The sequence below is a fragment of the Pseudomonas sp. R5(2019) genome (assembly GCF_009905435.1).
Lineage (GTDB): Bacteria > Pseudomonadota > Gammaproteobacteria > Pseudomonadales > Pseudomonadaceae > Aquipseudomonas.
The window spans coordinates 89,815-111,113 of record NZ_JAAAMT010000006.1; the positions used below are offsets into that span (position 1 = coordinate 89,815).

Annotated in this window: 19 protein-coding genes; 5 read left to right on the forward strand and 14 right to left on the reverse strand. The window is 60.2% G+C overall.

Going from position 1 to position 21,299, the window contains the following annotated elements; genetic code table 11:
- Nucleotides 1–6 precede the first annotated feature (6 nt).
- Nucleotides 7–999 (forward strand): alpha/beta fold hydrolase, encoded by a 993-nt coding sequence (locus GUY40_RS06190; RefSeq protein WP_166568068.1) that lies wholly within the window; start codon nucleotides 7–9, stop codon nucleotides 997–999.
- A gap of 525 nt (nucleotides 1,000–1,524) precedes the next feature.
- Here the strand turns inward: GUY40_RS06190 and GUY40_RS06195 are convergent.
- The 10 genes from GUY40_RS06195 to GUY40_RS06240 form a co-directional block, all read right to left on the reverse strand.
- Nucleotides 1,525–2,853: a sigma-54 dependent transcriptional regulator gene (locus GUY40_RS06195; RefSeq protein ID WP_178117706.1), complete on the reverse strand. Its 1,329-nt coding sequence runs from the start codon at nucleotides 2,851–2,853 to the stop codon at nucleotides 1,525–1,527.
- Nucleotides 2,850–4,757, reverse strand: a complete 1,908-nt coding sequence (locus tag GUY40_RS06200) for an ATP-binding protein (RefSeq protein ID WP_166568069.1) — start codon at nucleotides 4,755–4,757, stop codon at nucleotides 2,850–2,852. The genes GUY40_RS06195 and GUY40_RS06200 overlap by 4 nt, the downstream gene beginning before the upstream one ends.
- A gap of 63 nt (nucleotides 4,758–4,820) precedes the next feature.
- Nucleotides 4,821–5,555, reverse strand: a complete 735-nt coding sequence (locus tag GUY40_RS06205) for an amino acid ABC transporter ATP-binding protein (protein ID WP_166568070.1) — start codon at nucleotides 5,553–5,555, stop codon at nucleotides 4,821–4,823.
- The gene (locus GUY40_RS06210) at nucleotides 5,552–6,220 is read right to left on the reverse strand and encodes an ABC transporter permease subunit (protein WP_166568133.1); all 669 of its coding nucleotides are present in this window, start codon (nucleotides 6,218–6,220) and stop codon (nucleotides 5,552–5,554) included. The genes GUY40_RS06205 and GUY40_RS06210 overlap by 4 nt, the downstream gene beginning before the upstream one ends.
- The gene (locus GUY40_RS06215; protein ID WP_166568071.1) at nucleotides 6,217–6,963 is read right to left on the reverse strand and encodes an amino acid ABC transporter permease; all 747 of its coding nucleotides are present in this window, start codon (nucleotides 6,961–6,963) and stop codon (nucleotides 6,217–6,219) included. Before GUY40_RS06215 ends, GUY40_RS06210 begins: the two co-directional genes overlap by 4 nt.
- Before the next feature lie 89 nt (nucleotides 6,964–7,052).
- The gene (locus GUY40_RS06220) at nucleotides 7,053–7,967 is read right to left on the reverse strand and encodes a glutamate/aspartate ABC transporter substrate-binding protein (RefSeq protein WP_166568072.1); all 915 of its coding nucleotides are present in this window, start codon (nucleotides 7,965–7,967) and stop codon (nucleotides 7,053–7,055) included.
- A gap of 306 nt (nucleotides 7,968–8,273) precedes the next feature.
- Nucleotides 8,274–9,812, reverse strand: coding sequence for a glycerol-3-phosphate dehydrogenase (glpD, locus tag GUY40_RS06225; protein ID WP_166568073.1), 1,539 nt, complete (start codon nucleotides 9,810–9,812; stop codon nucleotides 8,274–8,276).
- A gap of 279 nt (nucleotides 9,813–10,091) precedes the next feature.
- Complete coding sequence (locus GUY40_RS06230) at nucleotides 10,092–10,847, reverse strand: DeoR/GlpR family transcriptional regulator (protein WP_166568074.1); 756 nt, start codon at nucleotides 10,845–10,847, stop codon at nucleotides 10,092–10,094.
- An 84-nt stretch (nucleotides 10,848–10,931) separates the two neighbouring features.
- Entirely contained in the window at nucleotides 10,932–12,434 is a 1,503-nt protein-coding gene (gene glpK / locus GUY40_RS06235; RefSeq protein WP_166568075.1) for a glycerol kinase GlpK, read from the reverse strand.
- A 72-nt stretch (nucleotides 12,435–12,506) separates the two neighbouring features.
- Nucleotides 12,507–13,358 (reverse strand): MIP/aquaporin family protein, encoded by an 852-nt coding sequence (locus tag GUY40_RS06240; protein WP_166568076.1) that lies wholly within the window; start codon nucleotides 13,356–13,358, stop codon nucleotides 12,507–12,509.
- 363 nt (nucleotides 13,359–13,721) lie between these two features.
- Between GUY40_RS06240 and ybaK the strand changes: the two genes are divergently transcribed.
- Complete coding sequence (ybaK, locus tag GUY40_RS06245; RefSeq protein ID WP_166568077.1) at nucleotides 13,722–14,192, forward strand: Cys-tRNA(Pro) deacylase; 471 nt, start codon at nucleotides 13,722–13,724, stop codon at nucleotides 14,190–14,192.
- 220 nt (nucleotides 14,193–14,412) lie between these two features.
- Here the strand turns inward: ybaK and GUY40_RS06250 are convergent, their stop codons facing one another.
- Both GUY40_RS06250 and argF read right to left on the reverse strand, forming a co-directional pair.
- Nucleotides 14,413–15,492 (reverse strand): ABC transporter ATP-binding protein, encoded by a 1,080-nt coding sequence (locus tag GUY40_RS06250; protein WP_166568078.1) that lies wholly within the window; start codon nucleotides 15,490–15,492, stop codon nucleotides 14,413–14,415.
- A complete protein-coding gene (argF, locus tag GUY40_RS06255; RefSeq protein ID WP_166568134.1) occupies nucleotides 15,489–16,409 on the reverse strand; it encodes an ornithine carbamoyltransferase in 921 nt (306 codons plus the stop codon). Before argF ends, GUY40_RS06250 begins: the two co-directional genes overlap by 4 nt.
- Nucleotides 16,410–16,842: 433 nt before the next feature.
- Between argF and GUY40_RS06260 the strand changes: the two genes are divergently transcribed.
- Both GUY40_RS06260 and grxD read left to right on the forward strand, forming a co-directional pair.
- Complete coding sequence (locus tag GUY40_RS06260; RefSeq protein WP_166568079.1) at nucleotides 16,843–18,951, forward strand: molybdopterin oxidoreductase family protein; 2,109 nt, start codon at nucleotides 16,843–16,845, stop codon at nucleotides 18,949–18,951.
- Between the two features lie 105 nt (nucleotides 18,952–19,056).
- Nucleotides 19,057–19,392, forward strand: a complete 336-nt coding sequence (gene grxD / locus GUY40_RS06265; RefSeq protein ID WP_028943477.1) for a Grx4 family monothiol glutaredoxin — start codon at nucleotides 19,057–19,059, stop codon at nucleotides 19,390–19,392.
- 73 nt (nucleotides 19,393–19,465) lie between these two features.
- Here the strand turns inward: grxD and bfr are convergent, their stop codons facing one another.
- Together bfr and GUY40_RS06275 are read right to left on the reverse strand one after the other, a co-directional pair.
- Complete coding sequence (gene bfr, locus GUY40_RS06270; protein WP_166568080.1) at nucleotides 19,466–19,936, reverse strand: bacterioferritin; 471 nt, start codon at nucleotides 19,934–19,936, stop codon at nucleotides 19,466–19,468.
- A gap of 201 nt (nucleotides 19,937–20,137) precedes the next feature.
- The gene (locus GUY40_RS06275; RefSeq protein WP_166568081.1) at nucleotides 20,138–20,356 is read right to left on the reverse strand and encodes a bacterioferritin-associated ferredoxin; all 219 of its coding nucleotides are present in this window, start codon (nucleotides 20,354–20,356) and stop codon (nucleotides 20,138–20,140) included.
- Nucleotides 20,357–20,607: 251 nt separating this feature from the next.
- Between GUY40_RS06275 and GUY40_RS06280 the strand changes: the two genes are divergently transcribed.
- Nucleotides 20,608–21,210, forward strand: a complete 603-nt coding sequence (locus GUY40_RS06280) for a peroxiredoxin (RefSeq protein ID WP_166568082.1) — start codon at nucleotides 20,608–20,610, stop codon at nucleotides 21,208–21,210.
- The last annotated feature ends 89 nt before the right edge of the window (nucleotides 21,211–21,299 follow it).

Consider the following 21,299-nt stretch of genomic DNA (forward strand, 5'->3'; position numbering starts at 1 on the left):
TTTTCCATGCGGGTATTTGTCTTTCTGGCCGCACTGCTGTGCGGCCTTTCTTCTTTTGCAGCGTCGCGCTGCAGTGTCGATGTGCCTACCGAACGGGTCGAACTGGCTGAGGTCAGCCTGGCCTATCAGAGCATTGGTCGTGACTCGGACCCGGCGCTGTTGCTGGTCATGGGACTCGGTGGCCAATTGATTCACTGGCCCGATGAAGTGGTTGCGGCCCTGTGTCAGCAGGGCTTTCGGGTGATTCGTTACGACAACCGCGATGTCGGCCTGTCGACCTGGACCCAGGCCCCGCCCGGCGCCAACCTGACCTTCGAGGTGTTGCGCTACAAGCTTGGCTTGCCGGTTGCGGCGCCTTATACCCTGACCGACATGGCCGATGATGCGCTGGGCCTGATGGACGCGCTGCAGGTGGAGCAGTTCCATGTGCTGGGGGCGAGCATGGGCGGCATGATCGCCCAGCACCTGGCGTACATGGCGCCGCAGCGGGTCGAAAGCCTGACCTTGATCATGTCCAGCTCTGGCGCGGCCGGATTGCCGGCGCCCAACGCCGCGCTGTTACAACTGCTGGCCAAGCGCGGCGCACCGAACCGTGAGCTGGCATTGGAACAGCAGGCCGACCTGCTTGCGGCGCTGGGCAGCCCGCAGGTCAAGGACGACCGTCAGGTGTTGTTGCATCAGGCGGCGCAGTCCTATGACCGGGCCTTCAACCCAGAAGGGGTCAAGCGCCAGATACTGGCGATACTGGCCGAACCCAGCCGGGTCGAACTGCTCAACCGGCTGCGGGTACCGACGCTGGTGGTGCACGGTACCGCCGACCCGCTGCTGCCGGTGATGCACGGGGTGCACCTGGCCGCGCATATCCAGGGCAGCCAGCTAAGGCTGATTCCGGGGTTCGCCCATCGCTTTCAGGAGCGCTTCAAGGAGCCTTTGCTGGCGGCTGTGTTGCCATATCTAAGGGCTCACAGGCAGGACGTCAGCCGTTGGGCTCAGCTGTAAAAACGGGTGGGAAATCCTTTGTTCGGCTCCTACACCGATCTACATAATTGCCGAAACTGCGGTGCTTTTGATTGTGGGAGCAAGGCTTGCCCCAATGCCGGTCAGTTAAGGAATAGAACGACGAAACCCTTGTAGGAGCGGACCTGGCCGCGATGGGCTGCGCAGCAGCCCCCGAGGCCGGTGATATCAACGACAAGCCTTGGGAGTGCGGGTGGTTTCAGAGTCGCCGGGGCCGCTTCGCAGCCCATCGCGTCCAGGTCCGCTCCTACATGGACGTCTGTGTTCCGATCCTTAACTGACTGGCATTGAGGCTTGCCCGCGATGGCATCACCGCGGTGTATCTGATACAGCGCATCGCCTGCATCGCGAGCAAGCTCGGCTCTCATAGAACAAAATTTATCTCATTGATTTTTAAAGATAAATTTTTTGCCGATTTATCGGCATGTTCTCTGCGCGACAGCGCAGCCTCAAAGAGGCGGGGCGGACTCCTACAGGGGAAGCTGCCAGGCATGGAGTCCCCCGCAGTCAGCCCAACCCGTATTTCTTGACCTTGTCAAACAGCGTGGTCTTGGCCATGCCCAGTTCCAGGCTGGCCTGGCTGAGGTTGCCGCCGCTGCGTTGCAGGGCATCGCTGAGCAGGTTGCGTTCGAAGGCTTCAACCGCTTCGGCAAAGCCCAGGCCCTGCGCCTGGCTGCTGCCGCCGGCCTTCTTGAAGGCTGGCAGGCCCAGGGCGTAGCGCTCGGCGACGTTGCGCAGTTCACGCACGTTACCGGGCCAGTCGTGCGCCATCAGGCGTGACAGGGTCTGGCTGTCCAGTTCAGGGATTTCGCGGTCAAAGCGCAGCGACGCCTGTTCGAGGAAGTGCTCGAACAGTTGCAGGATGTCTTCGCGGCGCTCGCGCAGTGGCGGCAGTTCCAGGGTGACAACGTTGAGACGGTAATACAGGTCGCTGCGGAACTGGCTGGCCTGGCTCAAGGCATCGAGGTCCGACTTGGTCGCCGCGATAACGCGGCAGTCCACGGCGATGCTCTGGTTTGAGCCCAGGCGCTCCAGCGTGCGCTCCTGCAACACCCGCAGCAGCTTGATCTGCAGGTTGATCGGCATGCTTTCGACTTCATCGAGGAACAGCGTGCCGCCGTTGGCGTGTTCGATTTTGCCGATCCGGCGCTTGCCGGCGCCGGTAAAGGCGTTGGCTTCATGGCCGAAGATTTCGCTTTCGAACAGGTTTTCCGGCAGGCCGCCACAGTTGAGCGCAACGAACGGCTGGCCCTGGCGGCGGCTGAAGTCGTGCAGGCAGCGGGCGACCAGTTCCTTGCCGGTGCCGGTCTCGCCTTCGATCAGCACATTGGCCGAGGTGTCGGCGACGTTGGCGATCAGTTCGCGCAACTCCTGGATGGCGGCCGAGTGGCCGATGATTCGGCCTTCCAGCGAACTGCGCTCGGCCAATTGCCGACGCAGGGAAAACACTTCGCGGGCCAGGCTGCGCTGCTCGAGGGCGCGGCGCACCACATCGACCAGGCGTTCGGGCGAGAAGGGTTTCTCCATGAAGTCATAGGCGCCATTGCGCATGGCGCCGACCGCCATGTTGATATCGCCGTGGCCGGTGATCAGCACCACCGGCAGGCTGCGGTCACGGGCCTTGAGGCGGGTGAGCAGTTCCAGGCCGTCCATGCCCGGCAGGCGGATGTCGCTGACGACGATACCGGCGAAGTCATCGCCAATGCGCTCCAGCGCTTCTTCGGCGCTGCCGACGCCTTCACAGGCAATATCTTCCAGGGTCAGCGCCTGCTGGCACCCGAGCAGTACATGCGGATCGTCTTCGACGATCAGAACGGTGAGGGGCGATGGGTTCATAGCGGCTCGGCTGGCAAGGTTGGGGCGGTGAGCAGCGGCAGGCTCAGGGTGAATGCGGTCCCGCCGCTGGCAGGATGTTCAACGCTGAGGGTGCCGCTGGCGGCGGCCGCCAGACTGGCGGACAGGGTCAGGCCAAGGCCCAGCCCCTGTTCCCCGGGCTTGGTGGTGAAAAAGGGCTCGAACAGGTGCTTGCGGGCTTCGCTGTCGATGCCGTGGCCATTATCGCGCACCCGCAGGCGGTACTTGTCGCCGCTGGTCTCGCCTTCAAGCCAGAGCTCGGCCTGCGGTTGCGCCCGCATGGCGTCCAGGGCGTTGCCGATCAGGTTGACGAGAATCTGCTCCAGGCGAGTCTGGTCGATTTTCAGGGCCACATCGCTGAAGTCGCGGTGCAACTGCAGCTGGCTGTTTTCCAGCCGGGGGGTCAGGACTTGCAAGGTGGCATCGACCGCCTTGCCCAACGACGCTTCACCGCGATCTTCGCCGCGGCGGGCGAACGAGCGCAGGCTGGCGGTGATGCGACCCATGCGGTCGATCAGGTCGTTCATGGTCCGAAGGTTAGTGCTGGCGGTGTCCAGTGCGCCGCGTTCAAGGAATCGCACGGTATTGCCAGAGAGGGTCCGCAAGGCGGCCAGCGGTTGATTCAATTCGTGGGCGATGCTGGTGGACATCTGCCCGATGGCAGCCAGCTTGCCGGCCTGGACCAGCTCATCCTGGGCCCGGCGCAGGGTTTCTTCGGCATGGCGGCGTTCGCGAATCTGGCCCTTGAGGCGTTCGTTGCTGGCGCGCAGGTCAGCGGTGCGTTCGGCAATCCGGCGCTCCAGTTGGCTATTGGCTTCTTCCAGCGCTTCGCGCGCGGCCAGGCGGGTGGCAATCACCTTGCGCCGTTCGTTCCAGGCAATCAACAGGATCGCCAGCAGCGCGAACGCGACGCCGGCCAGCACGCCCTGGATGGTCGCCTCACGGCGCAAATCCTGGAGTGGGGTCAGGAGGGTGAAGTGCCACGGTGTATCACTCAGTCGGCGGGTCTGTGCCAGATAGCTGACTTCGTGCTTCTCGGTGCCCAGCTCGGCGTTGCCGGGGAAGGTGAGCTTTTCGACGCCTTCGCTGAGCTTTTCCCGCGCAAGTGGTTGCAGTTCGTTGAGTGGCCACCAGTAATACTGCAGGCTGCGGGCCAGGCGTTCCTTGGTTTCCTGGGTCAGCGGGCGTACCGACTTGAGACGCCGGGCCGGGTCGCTGGAGAGAATGATGATGCCGTTCTCGTCACTGACAAAGGCTTCCAGGCGGGCGCGCTGCCAGCGTTCTTCCATGGCTTCCAGGCGTACCTTGATGACGGCCACGCCGATCACCTTGCCATGTTCCTCCAGGCCGTGGGCCAAGTAATAACCTGGCTCGCCGGTGGTGCTGCCGATGCCGTAGAAACGGCCCGGCTGGCCGCGCACGGCGTCCTGGAAATAGGCCCGGAATGACAGATCTTCGCCCAGGTAACTGTCGGCATCGCGCCAGTTGCTGGTGGCCTGGACACGGCCGGTGGTGTCCAGCACATAGATGGCTCGACTGCGGCTGCGCCGGTTCAGGCCTTCGAGGTATTCGTTGACGGTCTGGCGGTGTTCGCCATCGGGCTCGGTCAGCAGCGAGGAGACACTGTTTTCCAGCTCCAGCAGACTCGGCAAATAGGTGTACTTGTTGATTTCGCTCTCGACTGCGCGGGCATGCAACTCCAGCTGCCGCTCGCCGTTTTCGCTCAGCGCCCGAATGCCATTGCGTTCACTGACCAGATAGCCGGCGTAACCCAGGCCGATCATCAGCAGGATGATCAACGGGGGCAGGAACAAGTGACGAATCAGACGGGGTTTCACGGCTAGTGCAGGCTTGGATGCGCGATAACGAGTGGGGTCGCATTTCATCACAGTCGCCTTGGAACGACCAGTTGCCCGTGCGCACCTCAAGGTGCGCACGGGCAAGCGGGCTTAGTGCTGCAGGATCTTGTTGAGGAAGTGTTGTGCACGCTCGGAGCGGGCGTTGACGTCCCCGAAGAACTCCTCTTTCTGGCAATCTTCGATGATCTGCCCCTGGTCCATGAAGATCACCCGGTTGGCAACCTTGCGGGCGAAGCCCATTTCGTGGGTCACGCACATCATGGTCATGCCTTCGTGGGCCAGCTGCACCATCACGTCGAGCACTTCGTTGACCATCTCCGGGTCCAGCGCCGAGGTGGGTTCGTCGAACAGCATGACGATCGGATCCATCGACAGTGCCCGAGCAATCGCCACACGTTGTTGCTGACCGCCAGACAATTGCCCCGGATGCTTGTGGGCATGAGCGCTCAGGCCAACCCGTTCAAGCAACTGCAGGCCCTTTTTGGTCGCTTCTTCCTTGCTGCGGCCCAGCACCTTGATCTGCGCGATGGTCAGGTTTTCGGTGATGGTCAGGTGCGGGAACAGTTCGAAGTGCTGGAACACCATGCCCACCCGGGAACGCAGTTTGGGCAGGTTGGTCTTGGGGTCGGCAATGGAGGTGCCATCGACGACGATGTCGCCTTTCTGGAACGGCTCAAGTGCGTTGACGCACTTGATCAGGGTCGACTTGCCCGAGCCCGACGGCCCGCAGACCACCACCACTTCACCTTTTTTGACTTCGGTGCTGCAGTCGGTCAGCACCTGGAAGTCTCCGTACCACTTATTGACGTTCTTGATAGAAATCATACGGCTAACCTTTTTTGCAGATGCTTGACCAGGATGGAGGCGGAAAAGCTGATAACGAAGTAAACGGCACCGGCGAAGACCAGGAACTCGTTGGAACGCCCGATGATATCGCCGCTGGCGCGGGCCGAGTTGAGGAAATCAACCAGGCCGACGGTGTAGACCAGCGAGGTGTCCTGGAACAGGATGATGCTCTGTTGCAGCAACAGCGGCGTCATCTTGCGAAAGGCTTGCGGCAGGATGATCAGGCGCATGGTCTGGCCATAGCTCATGCCCAGGGCTTGGGCGGCGCCCATCTGGCCCTTGGAGATCGACTGCACGCCGGCTCGGACGATTTCGCAGAAGTACGCGGCCTCGAACATCATGAACGCCACCAGGCACGAGGTGAAGGCCCCGACCGGGGTGTCTTCACCGGTGATCCAGCGCAGCACGAACGGCACCGCCAGGTAGAACCAGGTAATCACCAGCAGCAGCGGGATGGAACGGAAGTAGTTCACGTAACCGCCGGCGATGTTGGCCAGCAGCTTGCTCGACGACAGCCGCATCAGCGCCAGGATAGTCCCCAGGGCGATACCGCCGATCACCCCCAGCACCATCAGCTGCAGGGTCATGAGCATGCCGTTCCAGAGGCCCGGGATCGCCGGGATGATTCCACTGAAGTCCATTATTTACCCCCCACGGAGATCAGGCCCGGTACGGCGACTTTCTTCTCGACCATGCGCATCAGCAACATCAGGCTCATGTTCAGGGTGAAGTAGATCAGGGTTGCCAGGGTGAAGGCCTCGAACAGGTTGGCCGAGAATTCGGCAGTCTGTTTGGTCTGGGCCAGCAGCTCCATCAGGCCGATCAGGGACGCGACCGAGGAGTTCTTGAACACGTTCAGGAACTCGGAGGTAAGCGGCGGAATGATGATCCGGTAGGCTTGCGGCAGCAGAACGTTCCAATAAGTCTGCGGCAGGCTGAAACCCATGGCGCGGGCGGCCGATTCCTGGCCACGCGGCAGCGCCTGGATACCGGTGCGCACTTGTTCGCAGACACGGGCGGCGGTGAACAGGCCCAGGCACACCACCACACTCAAGAACGCCGAGGTGGTCGGGTTGAGGTCCTGCTTGTACCACTCCTGCAGGTTTTCCGGCAGCAGGTCAGGTACCAGGAAGTACCAGATAAACAGCTGCACCAGCAGTGGCACGTTACGAAAGAGTTCCACATACGCGGTGGCAATGCCCGATACCCAGCGGTTCGGAACCGTGCGCATCACGCCGAGCACCGAGCCCAGCAGCAAGGCGACGATCCAGGCAGCCACGGCAATGGCGATGGTCCAGCCCAGACCGGTAAGGTACCAGTCCAGATAGGTCTCGCTGCCCACGCCGGTGGACTTGAAGAACACGCCCCAGTCCCAGTTGTAATTCATCAGGGTCTCCCCTCGGATTCGTTCGATTCACGGGCACCTTCGAGCTCTCGAGAGCGCGCGGCGCTCTCGAGAGAAAGGTTAGTCTCAGGTCAGGACTTTTTTTCGGGTGCGGGTTTGTCGTTAGGGTTGGCGATCAGCGCCTTGAGCTCTTCGCTCATCGGGAACTGCAGGTTCAGGCCTTTTGGCGGGATAGGGGACTGGAACCACTTGTCGTAGATCTTGTTGATCTCGCCCGACTTGTAGGTGGCGACAATGGCGTCGTCGACTGCTTTCTTGAAGGCCTCGTCACCCTTGCGGACCATGCAGCCGTAGACTTCATAGGACTGAGGGGTACCGGTGACGTTCCAGACCGCAGGCTGCTTGGCCTTGGCCATTTCACCGGCGAGCAGGGCGTCGTCCATCATGAAGGCGACTGCACGGCCTGTTTCCAGCATCTGGAACGATTCGCCGTGGTCCTTGGCCGAGATGACGTTCATGCCCATCTGCTTATCGGCGTTCATCGACTTGAGGATGCGCTCGGACGTGGTGCCCGCGGTGGTCACGACGTTTTTGCCCTTCAGGTCGGCGAAGTCCTTATACGGGGAGTCTTTCTTGGCCAGCAGTTTGGTGCCGATCTCGAAGATGCCGACCGAGAAATCCACTTGTTGTGCGCGCTCGGCATTGTTGGTGGTTGAACCGCATTCCAGGTCAACGGTACCGTTCTGCACGAGCGGGATACGGGTCTGGGAGGTGACCAGGTTGTACTTGACCTTCAGGTCTGGCATGCCCAGGTCCTTTTTCAGGGCCTCGACGACTTTCAGCTGGATGTCGTGGGAGTAGCCAACCGGTTTGCCCGAGGCATCAGCGATGTAGGAAAAGGGAATGGAAGCGTCACGGTGCCCCAGGGTAATGGTGCCGGACTCTTTGATTTTCTTGAGGGTGCCAGTCAGCTCGGCGGCGAAAACCGGAGTAGAAATCAGAGCGGCAGCAATAGCTGCGCCCAACAGATGGGGAACGATACGCATCAAATTGTCCTCGACCTTTGTTTTTTTTATGGAGCCTTAGAATGGCCCTTTCGTTCAGCGAATACGTCAAGTGTTGGGATTGCGCATTCGTGTGAGAGTGTAGAGCATGACTCGTGCCAGTCAGATGGCAACCTATTAAGTTTATGATTTATAAGGTTTATTTATTTTTTGTAAGTCGTTTTAACACTGTTTTTGTCCGGATCGCCGAATGTTGAAAGTTGTGCTGTTCGGAAATCCGAATGTGACAGCCATCACAAAGAAAAACGCCCCGCAAAGTCTGCGGGGCGTTTTTCGGTTGTTTGCTATTCAGGCGGCCTGAATCCTGGCTTTGCTGGCTTTAACCTTGTTCAGGTAGTCCTGCAAGCGCTGCTGCTCGTCAGCGGTGGTAAACAGGCCCAGCTTGGTCCGCCGCCACAGAATGTCGTTGGCGGTGACAGCCCATTCTTCATTGCACAGGTAGTCGACCTCACGGGTATAGAGCCCGGCACCGATCAGTTGGCCAAGATCGTCCGGGCCCTGCACGCCTTCGAGCAGCCGCCAGATGCGGCTACCGTAAGTCAGTGCCCAGCGCCGGGCGACCTGGGCGGGCAGCCAGCCAAAACGTGCCAGCAGGGCATCGCTCAGTGCCGAGGGTGTGCTCATGTCTTCGCCGCCCGGCAGCGTCGCCTTGGCAGTCCAGCAGTCTTTCATGTCCGGGAAGAAGGGCGCCAGCTGCGCCAGCGCCGACTCGGCCAGCTTGCGATAAGTGGTCAGCTTACCGCCGAACACCGACAGCAACGGCGCATCGCCCGCCGCGGCAGTCAGCGCCAGGGTGTAATCACGGGTGATCGCCGAAGGATTGTCGGATTCATCGTTGCACAGCGGCCGCACGCCGGCAAAAGTGCTCAGGATTTCTTCGCGGCCCAGCTGCTTTTTGAAGTGCGCATTGACGACCTTGAGCAGGTAGTCGGTTTCTTCTTCGCTGATGGCCACTTTCGCCGGGTCGCCCTGGTATTCGCGGTCGGTGGTACCGATCAGCGTGAAGCGTTCCAGATACGGGATAGCGAAGACGATGCGCTGGTCTTCGTTCTGCAAAATGTAGGCGTGTTCACCCTCATAAAGCTTCGGCACGATCAGGTGGCTGCCCTGGATCAGGCGAATGCCGTACGGGGAGTCGAGCTTCAGATCATCTCGAATGAATTTGGCGACCCAAGGGCCCGCCGCGTTGACCAGCGCCTTGGCGCGAATCGAATACAGGCTGCCGTCGGTGCGCTCCAGGTGGACGTGCCACAGGCCTTTGATGCGGCGAGCGTTGATGCAGCGGGTCAGCGTATGAATATGAGCACCTTGTTCGCGGGCAGCCATGGCATTGAGCACCACCAGCCGAGCATCGTCCACGGCGCAGTCGGAATATTCGAAACCGCGCACAATGTTCGATTTGAGCGGGCTATTTTCATCGAAGCGCAGGTTGCGCGAGGCCGCCAGCTTCTCGCGCTTGCCCAAGTGATCGTAAAGGAACAGGCCGGCACGAATCATCCAGGCCGGGCGCAGGTGAGGGCGGTGCGGCAGCACGAAACGCATGGGCTTGACGATATGCGGTGCCTTGGCGAGCAGGACCTCGCGCTCCGCCAGTGCTTCGCGCACAAGGCGGAATTCGCAGTGTTCCAGATAGCGCAGGCCGCCGTGGATCAGCTTGCTGCTGGCCGAGGAGGTATGGCTGGCCAGGTCATCCTTTTCGCAAAGGAACACCGACAGACCGCGCCCGGCCGCATCCGCTGCGATCCCAACGCCATTGATGCCACCGCCAATGACAGCCAGGTCATAGACTTCGGCCAAGGGGGGGATCGGCATGGTGGTATGGGGCATTGGGCGGCCTCCTGCGTGTACCGTTGAAAATTAAATCGAACATTAATGTTCACTTTCGAAAATGGTAGCGCAATAGGGGAGGGCTTTCCAGTCATCAGTGATTGAAAATATTGATAGCAGTCAAGAAATGAAAATAATCGAACAATTGTGGTGGGGCGCTGTAGGAGCGGACCTGGCCGCGATGGGGCGCGTAGCGGCCCCAGGAATTGATTGACCACAACAATGTGGGGCTGCTACGCAGCCCATCGCGGCCAGGTCCGCTCCTACATTAGAAGGAGGTCAAACCACCTCAAGCCGAATCTTGTGCTGGCTCAGCAACTGCGTCAGCGCCGGCACCGGCTGCTGATCCGTCACCAGACAATCAATCAGGCTGATCGGCCCCAGCCGCACCATCGCATTGCGCCCGAACTTGCTTGAGTCAGCGGCCAGGATCACCTGGCGGGCATTGGCGATAATCGCCTGGGATACCCGCACTTCCTGGTAGTCGAAATCCAGCAGGCTGCCGTCTTCATCAATGCCGCTGATGCCTACCAGGGCAAAGTCGACCTTGAACTGGTTGATAAAGTCGACACTGGCCTGGCCCACCACACCGCCGTCGCGGCGTACGTTGCCGCCGGCCAATTGCACCTCGAAATCATCCTTGCCGCTGAGGATCGAGGCTACATGCAGATTATTGGTGATGATCTTCAGGTGGTTGTGGTTGAGCAGGGCGCGGGCGATGGATTCGGTCGTGGTACCGATATTGATGAACAACGAGGCGTGATCGGGAATCAGCTCGGCGATTGCTTCGGCGATGCGCTGTTTTTCATCACGCATCTGATCGGCGCGCATGGCATACGCCGTGTTCTCGATGCTGGAGTCATAAGCCGCGCCGCCGTGGTAGCGGCGCAACAGGTTCAGTTCGGCCAGCTGATTGATATCGCGGCGAATGGTTTGTGGGGTCACCACGAACAGCTGGGCCATCTCTTCGATGCTGACATAGCCGCGCTCGCGGACCAGCTCGAGAATTTGCTGCTGACGAGGAGGCAGGTTCATGGGCTTTCCTTAGGCTGCCATACAAAATTCGCCCATGATGCCGCATGAAACCCCTGACTGCTACCGCGGTCAGGGGCGCGTGACTCAATGCTCTTCGTGCGGTTCCCAGTCGCGGGTACGGCTCACGGCCTTGAGCCAGCCAGCGTAGAGTTTTTCCTTCTGGGTTTCGTCCAGCTGCGGAGCGAACTCGCGCTCGATCACAGCCTTGCCGCGCAGCTCGTCCAGGCTGGCCCAGAAGCCGCAGGCGAGGCCCGCCAGGTAGGCGGCACCGAGGGCTGTGGTTTCGCGCATTTGCGGGCGTTCCACCTGGGTGCCGAGGATATCGGCCTGGAACTGCATCAGGAAATTGTTGGCCACCGCGCCGCCGTCAACACGCAGGGCGCTCAGGCGCTCGCCGCAGTCCCGCTGCATGGCGTCGAGCACATCGCGGGTCTGGTAGGCGATCGATTCCAGGGCGGCGCGAATGATGTGATCGACCTTTACTCCACGGGTCAGGCCAAACAGTGCGCCGCGGGCGTACGGGTCCCAGTAGGGCGCGCCCAGCCCGGTAAAGGCTGGCACCAGGTAAACGCCGTTGCTGTCCTTGACCTTGTTGGCAAAGTATTCGGTGTCGTGGGCGTCATTGACGATTTTCAGTTCGTCACGCAGCCATTGCACAGTCGAGCCACCGTTGAACACGGCGCCTTCCAGGGCGTAGGCCACTTCGCCCCGTGGGCCGCAGGCGATGGTGGTGAGCATGCCGTGGCGGGAGGTCACGGCCTTGGTGCCGGTGTTCATCAGCAGGAAGCAGCCGGTGCCGTAGGTGTTTTTCGCCTGACCAGGTTCCACGCACATCTGGCCGAACAGCGCCGCCTGTTGATCGCCGGCGATACCGGCAATGGCGATACCGCTTTTGGTGTGGCCATAGACTTCGGACGATGAGCGCACCTGCGGCAGCATTTCCCGGGGGATATCCAGCACTTCAAGCATCTTTTCATCCCATTGCAGGGTATGGATGTTGAAGAGCATGGTGCGCGAGGCGTTGGTGTAGTCGGTGACGTGGGTCTTGCCGCCGGAGAATTTCCAGATCAGCCAGCTGTCGACAGTGCCGAACAGCAGCTCGCCACGGCGCGCGCGCTCGCGGCTGCCTTCGACGTTGTCGAGAATCCACTTGAGCTTGGTGCCGGAGAAGTATGGGTCGGTGACCAGGCCCGTGGTCTCGCGGATATATTCTTCCAGGCCATCACGCTTGAGTTGCTCGCAGATCTCGGTGCTGCGCCGGCATTGCCAGACAATGGCGTTGTAGACCGGGCGCCCGGTGGTCTTGTCCCACACCACGGTGGTTTCGCGCTGGTTGGTGATGCCGATGGCTGCAACCTGATCGTGGCTGATCCCGGCCTGGGCCAGGGCTTCGACCATGGTTGCGCTTTGGGTGGCGAATATTTCCATCGGATCGTGCTCGACCCAGCCCGCTTGCGGGTAGTGCTGGGCGAACTCGCGCTGGGAGGTGCACACGACGTTGGCGTCACGATCAAAAATGATGGCTCGCGAACTGGTGGTGCCTTGGTCCAGAGCGATGATGTAGTTCTTGTTCTGAGTGTCTGTCATGTCGTTGGCCTTGCACTTGAATAGGGTGGTCAGGGGCGGCAGGGCAAGCTCGCGGGCTTGCCGGGTCGGGCATCAGGATGCCTGGACCTTCCCCTTCGGATTGTCTTCAGTCTGCGCGCCTGCTTCAGCGGTGCCTGGCAGGTTGCGGGCGATCAGGCCGCGATACAGCACGGCACCGAGGGATGCCCCTATGATTGGCGCAAAAACAGGAATCAGGAAGTAGGGAATATCACGTCCGCCGGTGAGGGCCACTTCACCCCAGCCGGCCAGGAAGGTCATCAGCTTGGGGCCCAGGTCGCGCGCCGGGTTCATGGCAAAACCGGTCAGCGGGCCCATGGCGCTGCCGATCACGGCGATCAGCAGGCCGATCAGCAGTGGCGCGATGGCGCCCCGTGGCAAACCGTTGTTGTCATCGGTCAGGGCCATGATCACGCTCATCAGGATAGCGGTAATGACCACTTCCACCAGAAACGCCTGGCCAGTGGAGATTGCCGGATGCGGGTAGGTCGAGAACACCGAGGCCAACTCAAGGCTGGCCTGGCTGCCGCGAATCAGCTGATGGGTTTGTTCATAATCGAAGAACAGATTGCTGTACAGCGTGTAGACCAGCGCAGCGCCGCAGAAGGCGCCAGCGATCTGGGCGACGATATAGAAGGGTAGTTTGTGCTTTTCGAAACCGGCGAACAGGGCCAGGGCAATGCTGACGGCCGGGTTCAGGTGCGCACCGGAAACACCGGCGGTGAAGTAGATGGCCATCGCCACCCCGACACCCCAGATGATGCTGATTTCCCATAATCCGAAGCTGGCACCGGCGACTTTGAGCGCTGCGACGCAGCCAGTGCCGAAAAAGATCAGCAGTGCAGTCCCTAGAAATTCAGCCATGCACTGGCTGGACAGTGTCGGTTGTTGTAGCGCAGTCGTCATGCTTGACCTCGATTTTTTGTTGTTTTGGCGCCTGTGGCGCTCGACGTTAAACCGACAGAAACTTCCAGGTTCTGCCCGAATCCTGCGCAGGCTCGCACCGTGGTGGGGCGCAGTATATTCGCAAACGAAAAAATATAGACAAGAAGTACTGATGTCAAAGGTCGAAAGTGAACCGTCATTCACAATCTGACTGGTCGTCACATAAACGATTCCAAACGCGGGTTGTGCGAGCGTTCGTTGATGACTTGCGAAATGCCCTTGCAGGCTGGTGAGCAAGTGGCTGTCTGGGCTGCAGTATTTTTTCGTGCGATCCCCTACAGTAGAGTCCTGCTGAATCTCCCTGTCGCCTTTGGAGCCCCGCATATGACGCCCGCGTTGGATTTGTTGAAGAAAGTTCGTGCCGAACATCGCATCCACAGTTACGAACATGACCCCAAGGCCGCTTCCTATGGTTTGGAAGCTGCGGAGAAACTGGGGCTGAACCCGGCCCAGGTGTTCAAGACCCTGTTGGCCAGCAGCGAGAAGCACGAACTGTTGGTGGCGGTGGTGCCGGTAGCCGGCACTCTGGATCTCAAGGCCCTGGCCCAGGCGGCCGGTGTGAAGAAGTGCGAAATGGCGGACCCTGCAGCCGCCCAGCGGGCAACCGGCTATCTGCTGGGGGGCATCAGCCCGCTGGGCCAGAAAAAACGCCTGCGCACTTTTATTGACCAGACCGCTCAACCTCAGCCGACGGTGTTTGTCAGTGCCGGCCGGCGCGGCCTGGAAGTGGAACTGTCGGCCACCGTGCTGGCTGAACACACCGGCGCGAAGTTTGCGGATATCGGTCGTCAGTAACGGCGTCCGTATTCTGAAATTTCTGTCGGGAGTTGTTTTGCCGGCTGGCGAAAACCTGTGGGAGCGGATTTATCCGCGAATGAACGATGACGCGTAATGCCTCAAACCGCGGTGTTTTCATTCGCGGATAAATCCGCTCCCACATGTTCTGCGCCTTAACTGACCGGCATTGAGGCAAGCCTGGCTTCCTACACACCCATTTGCCAATGCCGCGGGGGTATCAGGCCGCCGAAGCCTGCTGCGCCGCTACGCTGCCGGGAGCCTGGAACAACACCAGGTGATCGGCCGACACCTTGATACCCACCTCAGTGCCAGGCACATGGTCGATATGGCTCGCGAAGATCGCTTCCAACTGGGTGCCGGTCGGCAGTTGCAGGCGATACAGGGTGGATGCGCCCTGGAAGCTCTTGCCGATAATCCGGGCCTTCAAGGCGCTGTGCGGCGCGTAGACGATGTCGTCGGGGCGCAGCAAAACATCCACCGCGCTGCCGTGGGACCAAGTGTAAGCCCGGTTGCCACGCAACTCGCCCAATTCCGTTTGCACGGTTTCCGGGCTGCTCAGCTGCCCACGAATGAAGTACCCCTGGCCAATAAAGCTGGCCACGAATGGGGTCAAGGGTTCGTGGTAGAGGTTGAACGGGGTGTCCCACTGCTCCAGTCGGCCTTCCTTGAACACGCCGACATGGTCACTGACGGCAAAGGCTTCTTCCTGGTCGTGGGTGACCAGAATGGCGCTGGTGCCACGGCTCTTGAGGATATCGCGGACTTCATGGCTGAGGCGCCGACGCAGTTCAACGTCCAGGTTGGAGAACGGCTCATCCAGCAATAGCAGCTGCGGCTCCGGCGCCAGTGCGCGGGCCAGGGCAACGCGTTGTTGCTGGCCGCCCGACAGCTCGTGGGGGAAACGCTCGCCCAGGCCACCGAGGTTGACCAGCTCGAGCATCTCGGCGATCACCCTGGCTTGCTGCGGGTGCTTGCGAATGCCGAAGGCAATGTTCTGTGCCACGGTCAGGTGCGGAAACAGGGCGTAATCCTGAAACACCATGCCGATGCGGCGTTTCTCCGGGGCCAGGGTAAACCCGGCCTTGGAGATCACTTCACCGGCCAGCTGGATTTCGCCTTCATGGATCGGCTCGAAGCCCGCGATGGCACGCAGGGTGGTGGTTTTACCGCACCCGGACGAGCCCAGCAGGCAGCCGATGTCTCCGGCATTGAGGTGCAGATTGAGGTTCTGGACAACGCGCTGGCCTTGGTACCCACAGGCCAGGTTGCGAAGGTTAAGCAGTAAGGGTTGACTCATGCGTGGTGATAGGCCGGTTCAACGAGAAATTCAAGCAGCGCTTTTTGCGCATGCAGGCGGTTTTCAGCTTGATCCCAGGCGACCGAACGCGGGTCGTCGAGCAGGTCCATGCTGATCTCCTCGCCACGGTGGGCGGGCAGGCAATGCATGAACAGGACATCCTCGGCGGCAAGGTCGAGCAGCGCACGGTTGACCTGGTAAGGCGCAAACAGCGCCAGGCGGCGTGCAGTTTCCTCTTCCTGGCCCATGGAAGTCCAGACGTCCGTGCTGACCAGGTGAGCGCCGGCAACGGCGTCTTTCGGATCACGGAAGATCTTCACCCGGTCACCGGCCTGCTCAACGAATACAGGGTTGGGCTCATAGCCTTCAGGGCAGGCAATGCGCAACTGGAAGTCGAACTGGATGGCCGCTTCTATATAGGTGTTGCACATGTTGTTGCCGTCGCCGATCCAGGCCACGGTCTTGCCCTGGATCGAGCCGCGGTGTTCGAGGAAGGTTTGCATGTCGGCCAGCAACTGGCATGGGTGCAGGTCATCGGACAGGCCGTTGATCACCGGTACACGAGAGTTGGCCGCGAATTCGGTCAGAGTGCTGTGGGCGAAGGTACGGATCATCACCGCATCGAGCATGCGTGACATCACGATGGCGCAGTCGCCGATCGGCTCGCCACGGCCCAGCTGGGTGTCGCGCGGGGACAGGAAGATGGCCTGGCCGCCGAGCTGGATCATGCCGGCTTCGAACGACAGGCGAGTACGGGTCGAGGATTTCTCGAAGATCATCCCCAGCACACGGTTTTTCAGAGGCTCGAAGAGTACGCCGCGGTTACGCAGGTCCTTCAGCTCGATACCTCGACGAATCACACTGACCAACTCGTCTGGTGTGCAATCCATCAGGGAGAGAAAGTGCCTTGCGCTCATCATTGACTACCTTTTTGCAACAGACCGCAGATGCTCGAAACCAGGTTTTTACGGGAAAACGTGGGAGACCTGCGGCGTAAGCCGCACGGGGCGACGAAATAGGGGAAGGCGCGATCTTATAATTAAATGTCGCGCCTTACCAATAGGGGCCGACGGTATGGAGGCAACTCAATGTGTCTGCTACCAAGGCAAAATCTTCGCCAAGCCAGGCGACAGTTGTACACCGAGCCTGTCCGGCATTGCAAACGACGGCGCCATCCATCGGCCTGAATGCCGTTTGTCGAGCAAACGATAGCATCATGCGTGGCGTGAGCATGCAGTTGCCTGATGCCGCAGGATTCATGCGGCGAAGGGTTCTGGTGACCTGATGGGGCCGGCGCCATAGTCGGCTTTTGGCGCCTGCTCACGGGCGCCCGCGACGACGAGGCTGGCCATGACCAAGACGCTGCATCACCGTGCATGCCATCTGTGCGAAGCCATCTGTGGCTTGAGTATCGAGACCACCGCCATTGAAGGCGAGCCGGTGCGGATCACCTCGATCAAGGGCGATGCCGACGACACCTTCAGCCGTGGGCATATTTGCCCCAAGGCGGTTGCCCTGCAGGATATCCAGAATGACCCGGATCGCTTGCGTCAGCCCATGCAGCGGGTCGGCAATGAGTGGCATCCGATCGATTGGGAGGATGCCTTCAAGTGGGTGGCGGAGCGTCTGTCAGACATCCAGCAGCGCCATGGCAAAAATGCCGTCGCGGTGTATCAGGGCAATCCGAGTGTTCACAACTACGGTTTGATGACGCACAGCAATTACTTTCTTGGCTTGCTGAAAACCCGCAATCGCTATTCGGCCACGTCCGTCGACCAGTTGCCCCAGCACCTGACCAGCTACCTGATGTACGGCCACGGCCTGCTGTTGCCGATTCCGGACGTGGATCATACCGACTTCATGCTGATACTGGGCGGCAACCCGCTGGCGTCCAACGGCAGCATCATGACCGTGCCGGATGTGGAAAAGCGCCTCAAAGCCATCCAGGCACGAGGCGGCAAACTGGTGGTGGTTGATCCAAGGCGCAGCGAGACGGCGGCCATTGCTGACCAACACCTGTTCATCCGCCCCGGTGGCGATGCGGCGTTGTTGCTGGGCCTGCTCAACACCTTGTTCCGTGAAGGCCTCACGCGCGATCCGGGCTTGCCGGTCGCCGGGCTCGAGCAGGTGCGCGAGGCGGTGGCGCCGTTCACGGCGCAGGCCATGAGTGCGCTGTGTGGAATTGCTGCGCCGCAGATCGAACAGTTGGCCCGAGACTTCGCGGCGGCCGACAAGGCCGTGTGCTATGGCCGCATGGGGGTGTCGACCCAAGCGTTCGGCACCCTGTGTCATTGGCTGGTGCAAATGATCAATCTGCTCAGCGGCAATCTGGACCGGGTCGGTGGCGCACTCTGCACCGAGCCTGCGGTAGACCTGGTGGCCAGCACTTCGGGCGGGCACTTCAACCTTTGGCAAAGCCGCGTGTCGGGACTGCCTGAGTACGGCGGCGAACTGCCGGTGGCGGCACTGGCCGAAGAAATGCTCAGCGAAGGCGAGGGGCAGATTCGGGCGTTGATCACGGTCGCGGGTAACCCGGTGTTGTCCACGCCCAACGGCCGTCGTCTGGAACAAGCGCTGGACGGCCTGGAATTCATGGTCAGCGTGGATCTGTATATCAATGAAACAACGCGCTATGCCGACCTGATCCTGCCGTCGACCTCAGCGCTGGAGACCGATCACTACGACACCACCTTCAATATGCTTGCGGTGCGCAATGTCAGCCGTTTCAACCGCGCCATACTCGCCAAGCCCACCGGTGCGCTGCATGACTGGGAAATTTTTGTCGGCCTGGCGCAAGCCTTTGCGCGCCACAATGCGCTGGACCTCAAGCCAGCCCTGCCACCTGCGCAACTGATCGACATGGGTCTGCGTCGAGGGCGATATGGTGAGGGGGCGGCCTTCGGTCTTTGCGTCGAAACGTTGCACGAATTCCCACACGGCATTGACCTGGGGCCGCTGCAACCGAACCTGGCCGCGCGGTTGAAAACGGCTGATGGGCGGATCCAGGCGGCCCCGCAGGTCATTCTCGACGACCTCAAGCGCTTTACTGCCCAGCAGTTGCCGCAGGAGGGCGAGTTGTTGCTGATCGGCCGCCGCCATGTGCGCAGCAACAACTCCTGGATGCACAACTATCACCGGCTGGTCAAAGGCAAGCCTCGGCACCAGTTGCTGATGAACCCCGACGATCTGGCCCGCCACGGGCTGGACGATGGCCAGCGGGTGCGGGTCAGCTCGCGCGTGGGCGTGATCGAAGTGGAGGTGCAGGCCAGCAGCGACATGATGCCGGGCGTGGTCAGCCTGCCCCATGGCTGGGGGCATGCCAGGCCCGGCGTGCGGTTGGAGATCGCCCAGGGCCAGCCGGGTGCCAGTGCCAACGATCTGACCGATGAGCGTCATTTTGATGCGGTGTCTGGCAACGCGGCCCTCAACGGTGTACCGGTGCGGGTGGTCGCCGCTTGAGCGCTGCGATAGTCTATGGGGCAAGGCCGAGCACCGCGCTCGGGTTTCCGATACAATGCGCCACCGTGCCGGCCAGCATGCCGGAAAGTTCAGCTGAGGTGTTCCATGGATATCATCGAAACGATTAAAGAGCAGATTGCCAACAACACCATTCTGCTTTACATGAAAGGCTCGCCAAATGCTCCGCAGTGCGGCTTTTCGGCAAAGGCAGCTCAGGCTGTCATGGGTTGCGGCGAAAAGTTTGCTTACGTGGACATCCTGCAGAACCCTGAAATCCGCGCCAACCTGCCCAAGTACGCCAACTGGCCAACCTTCCCGCAACTGTGGGTGGCGGGTGAGCTGGTCGGTGGCAGCGACATCATGGCTGAAATGTTCGCCAACGGTGAACTGCAGACCCTGATCAAGGAAGCAGCCGCCAAGGCTGAAGCCGCCAAGGCCTGATTCGGCCCTGAACGAAAAAGCCCCGCACTCTGCAAAGAGGCGGGGCTTTTTTGTGGGCGTTGTGGGCGCCGAATTACTCGTCCATGTGCGACTGCAGGTAGTTTTCCAGGCCGACCTTGTCGATCAGACCCAGCTGGGTTTCCAGCCAGTCGATGTGCTCTTCCTCGGACTCGAGGATACCTTCGAGCAGCTCTCGGCTGCCGAAATCGCCTACGGTTTCGCAGTGAGCAATGGCGGCCTTGAGGTCAACCACGCCGGTTTGTTCGATCTTCAGATCGCACTCGAGCATTTCACGGGTGTGCTCGCCAATCAGCAGCTTGCCCAGGTCCTGAACGTTAGGCAGGCCTTCGAGAAACAAAATACGCTTGATCAGTTTGTCAGCGTGTTTCATCTCATCGATGGACTCCTTGTACTCGTGCTTGCCGAGTTTGTTCAGGCCCCAGTCCTCGTACATCCGTGCATGCAGGAAATACTGGTTGATAGCGACCAGCTCGTTTCCGAGGATCTTGTTGAGATGCTGGATGACGCTAATGTCGCCTTTCATGATGGGGTCCTGCCCTTGCGTTATGTGCCTATGTATGGAAGTTTGAGCCTCGATACTATTACTGTCAAACTTAAGTTATTGAATAATAAGTAAAAATTAATCGGAATAAGAATGTTTGAGTTCTGCATCTGGACGCTAACTTCTTGAATTGCAGGCATAAAAAAACCGGACGCGAGGTCCGGTTCTTCGAAAGGGGGCAAATCAGGCGGCGGTAAATTCTACAGGGTAGGGCAGGGCGGCCTGGGTGGACTGCAGTTGAGCCAGGGTTTCACGCACCACCTGCTTGGCCAGGCACGCGCATTTTCCGCATTGAGTGCCCACGTTGGTGGCCTCACGAACTTCACGGTAGTTGCAGCAACCATCATAGATAGCATCGCGGATCTGACCGTCGGTGACGCCTACGCAAAGACAAACATACATATGTGAGAACCATCGTTGGTGAGTGCTCAATGCCCAGAAGCTTAATGGTAATGAGAATGCTTGTCAAAACAACGTTGGAAACGGGCAGGCTAGAGCTGCTGCTGACCTGCGGAGGGTGGCCGTTAATTGGCTTTTCATCTCGAAATTCGGCGTCGGCGCGATCGCGGTGTATGATGGTCAATTCATGCAATACGGTGCAGGCCTTCATGGCGTGTCGTGTATTTCATTCAAAACACATCAGGAGATAACGAATGAGCGTGCTCGTTGGCAAAAAAGCCCCAGACTTCGACGTCGCTGCCGTACTTGGCACTGGCGAGATCGTAGACAGCTTCAAGCTGTCCGAGGCGATCAAAGGCAAATTTGGCCTGGTGTTCTTCTACCCGCTGGACTTCACCTTCGTCTGCCCGTCCGAGCTGATTGCTCTGGACCACCGCATCCCTGAGTTCAAGGCGCGTAACGTTGAAGTGATCGGTGTTTCCATCGACTCCCACTTCACTCACAACGCCTGGCGCAACACCCCAATCGAAAAAGGCGGCATCGGCCCGGTCCAGTACACCCTGGCTGCCGACATGACCCACGAAATCTGCAAGGCCTACGACGTTGAGTCCGAAGGCGGCGTAGCCTTCCGTGGCGCCTTCCTGATCGACACCAACGGTGTCGTGCGTTCGCAAATCGTCAACGACCTGCCACTGGGTCGTAACATGGACGAACTGCTGCGCCTGGTCGACGCTCTGCAATTCCACGAAGAGCACGGCGAAGTCTGCCCTGCCAACTGGAAAAAAGGCGACAAGGGCATGACCGCTTCGCCAGAAGGCGTTGCTGCTTACCTGAGCGAGAACGCTGGCAAGCTGTAATCGCCAAGCGCATAAAAAAAACCGGCCTGATGGCCGGTTTTTTTATGTAGGAGCCGAGCTTGCTCGCGATGACGTCAGCATGGATAACA

Excerpts from the sequence above, each read along its gene's own strand:
- GUY40_RS06190 (WP_166568068.1), top strand. The coding sequence starts at position 7 with ATGCGGGTATTTGTCTTTCTGGCCGCACTGCTGTGCGGCCTTTCTTCT.
- GUY40_RS06195 (WP_178117706.1), bottom strand. The coding sequence starts at position 2,853 with ATGAACCCATCGCCCCTCACCGTTCTGATCGTCGAAGACGATCCGCAT.
- GUY40_RS06200 (WP_166568069.1), bottom strand. The coding sequence starts at position 4,757 with ATGAAATGCGACCCCACTCGTTATCGCGCATCCAAGCCTGCACTAGCC.
- GUY40_RS06205 (WP_166568070.1), bottom strand. The coding sequence starts at position 5,555 with ATGATTTCTATCAAGAACGTCAATAAGTGGTACGGAGACTTCCAGGTG.
- GUY40_RS06215 (WP_166568071.1), bottom strand. The coding sequence starts at position 6,963 with ATGAATTACAACTGGGACTGGGGCGTGTTCTTCAAGTCCACCGGCGTG.
- GUY40_RS06220 (WP_166568072.1), bottom strand. The coding sequence starts at position 7,967 with ATGCGTATCGTTCCCCATCTGTTGGGCGCAGCTATTGCTGCCGCTCTG.
- glpD (WP_166568073.1), bottom strand. The coding sequence starts at position 9,812 with ATGCCCCATACCACCATGCCGATCCCCCCCTTGGCCGAAGTCTATGAC.
- GUY40_RS06230 (WP_166568074.1), bottom strand. The coding sequence starts at position 10,847 with ATGAACCTGCCTCCTCGTCAGCAGCAAATTCTCGAGCTGGTCCGCGAG.
- glpK (WP_166568075.1), bottom strand. The coding sequence starts at position 12,434 with ATGACAGACACTCAGAACAAGAACTACATCATCGCTCTGGACCAAGGC.
- GUY40_RS06240 (WP_166568076.1), bottom strand. The coding sequence starts at position 13,358 with ATGACGACTGCGCTACAACAACCGACACTGTCCAGCCAGTGCATGGCT.
- ybaK (WP_166568077.1), top strand. The coding sequence starts at position 13,722 with ATGACGCCCGCGTTGGATTTGTTGAAGAAAGTTCGTGCCGAACATCGC.
- GUY40_RS06250 (WP_166568078.1), bottom strand. The coding sequence starts at position 15,492 with ATGAGTCAACCCTTACTGCTTAACCTTCGCAACCTGGCCTGTGGGTAC.
- argF (WP_166568134.1), bottom strand. The coding sequence starts at position 16,409 with ATGAGCGCAAGGCACTTTCTCTCCCTGATGGATTGCACACCAGACGAG.
- GUY40_RS06260 (WP_166568079.1), top strand. The coding sequence starts at position 16,843 with ATGACCAAGACGCTGCATCACCGTGCATGCCATCTGTGCGAAGCCATC.
- grxD (WP_028943477.1), top strand. The coding sequence starts at position 19,057 with ATGGATATCATCGAAACGATTAAAGAGCAGATTGCCAACAACACCATT.
- bfr (WP_166568080.1), bottom strand. The coding sequence starts at position 19,936 with ATGAAAGGCGACATTAGCGTCATCCAGCATCTCAACAAGATCCTCGGA.
- GUY40_RS06275 (WP_166568081.1), bottom strand. The coding sequence starts at position 20,356 with ATGTATGTTTGTCTTTGCGTAGGCGTCACCGACGGTCAGATCCGCGAT.
- GUY40_RS06280 (WP_166568082.1), top strand. The coding sequence starts at position 20,608 with ATGAGCGTGCTCGTTGGCAAAAAAGCCCCAGACTTCGACGTCGCTGCC.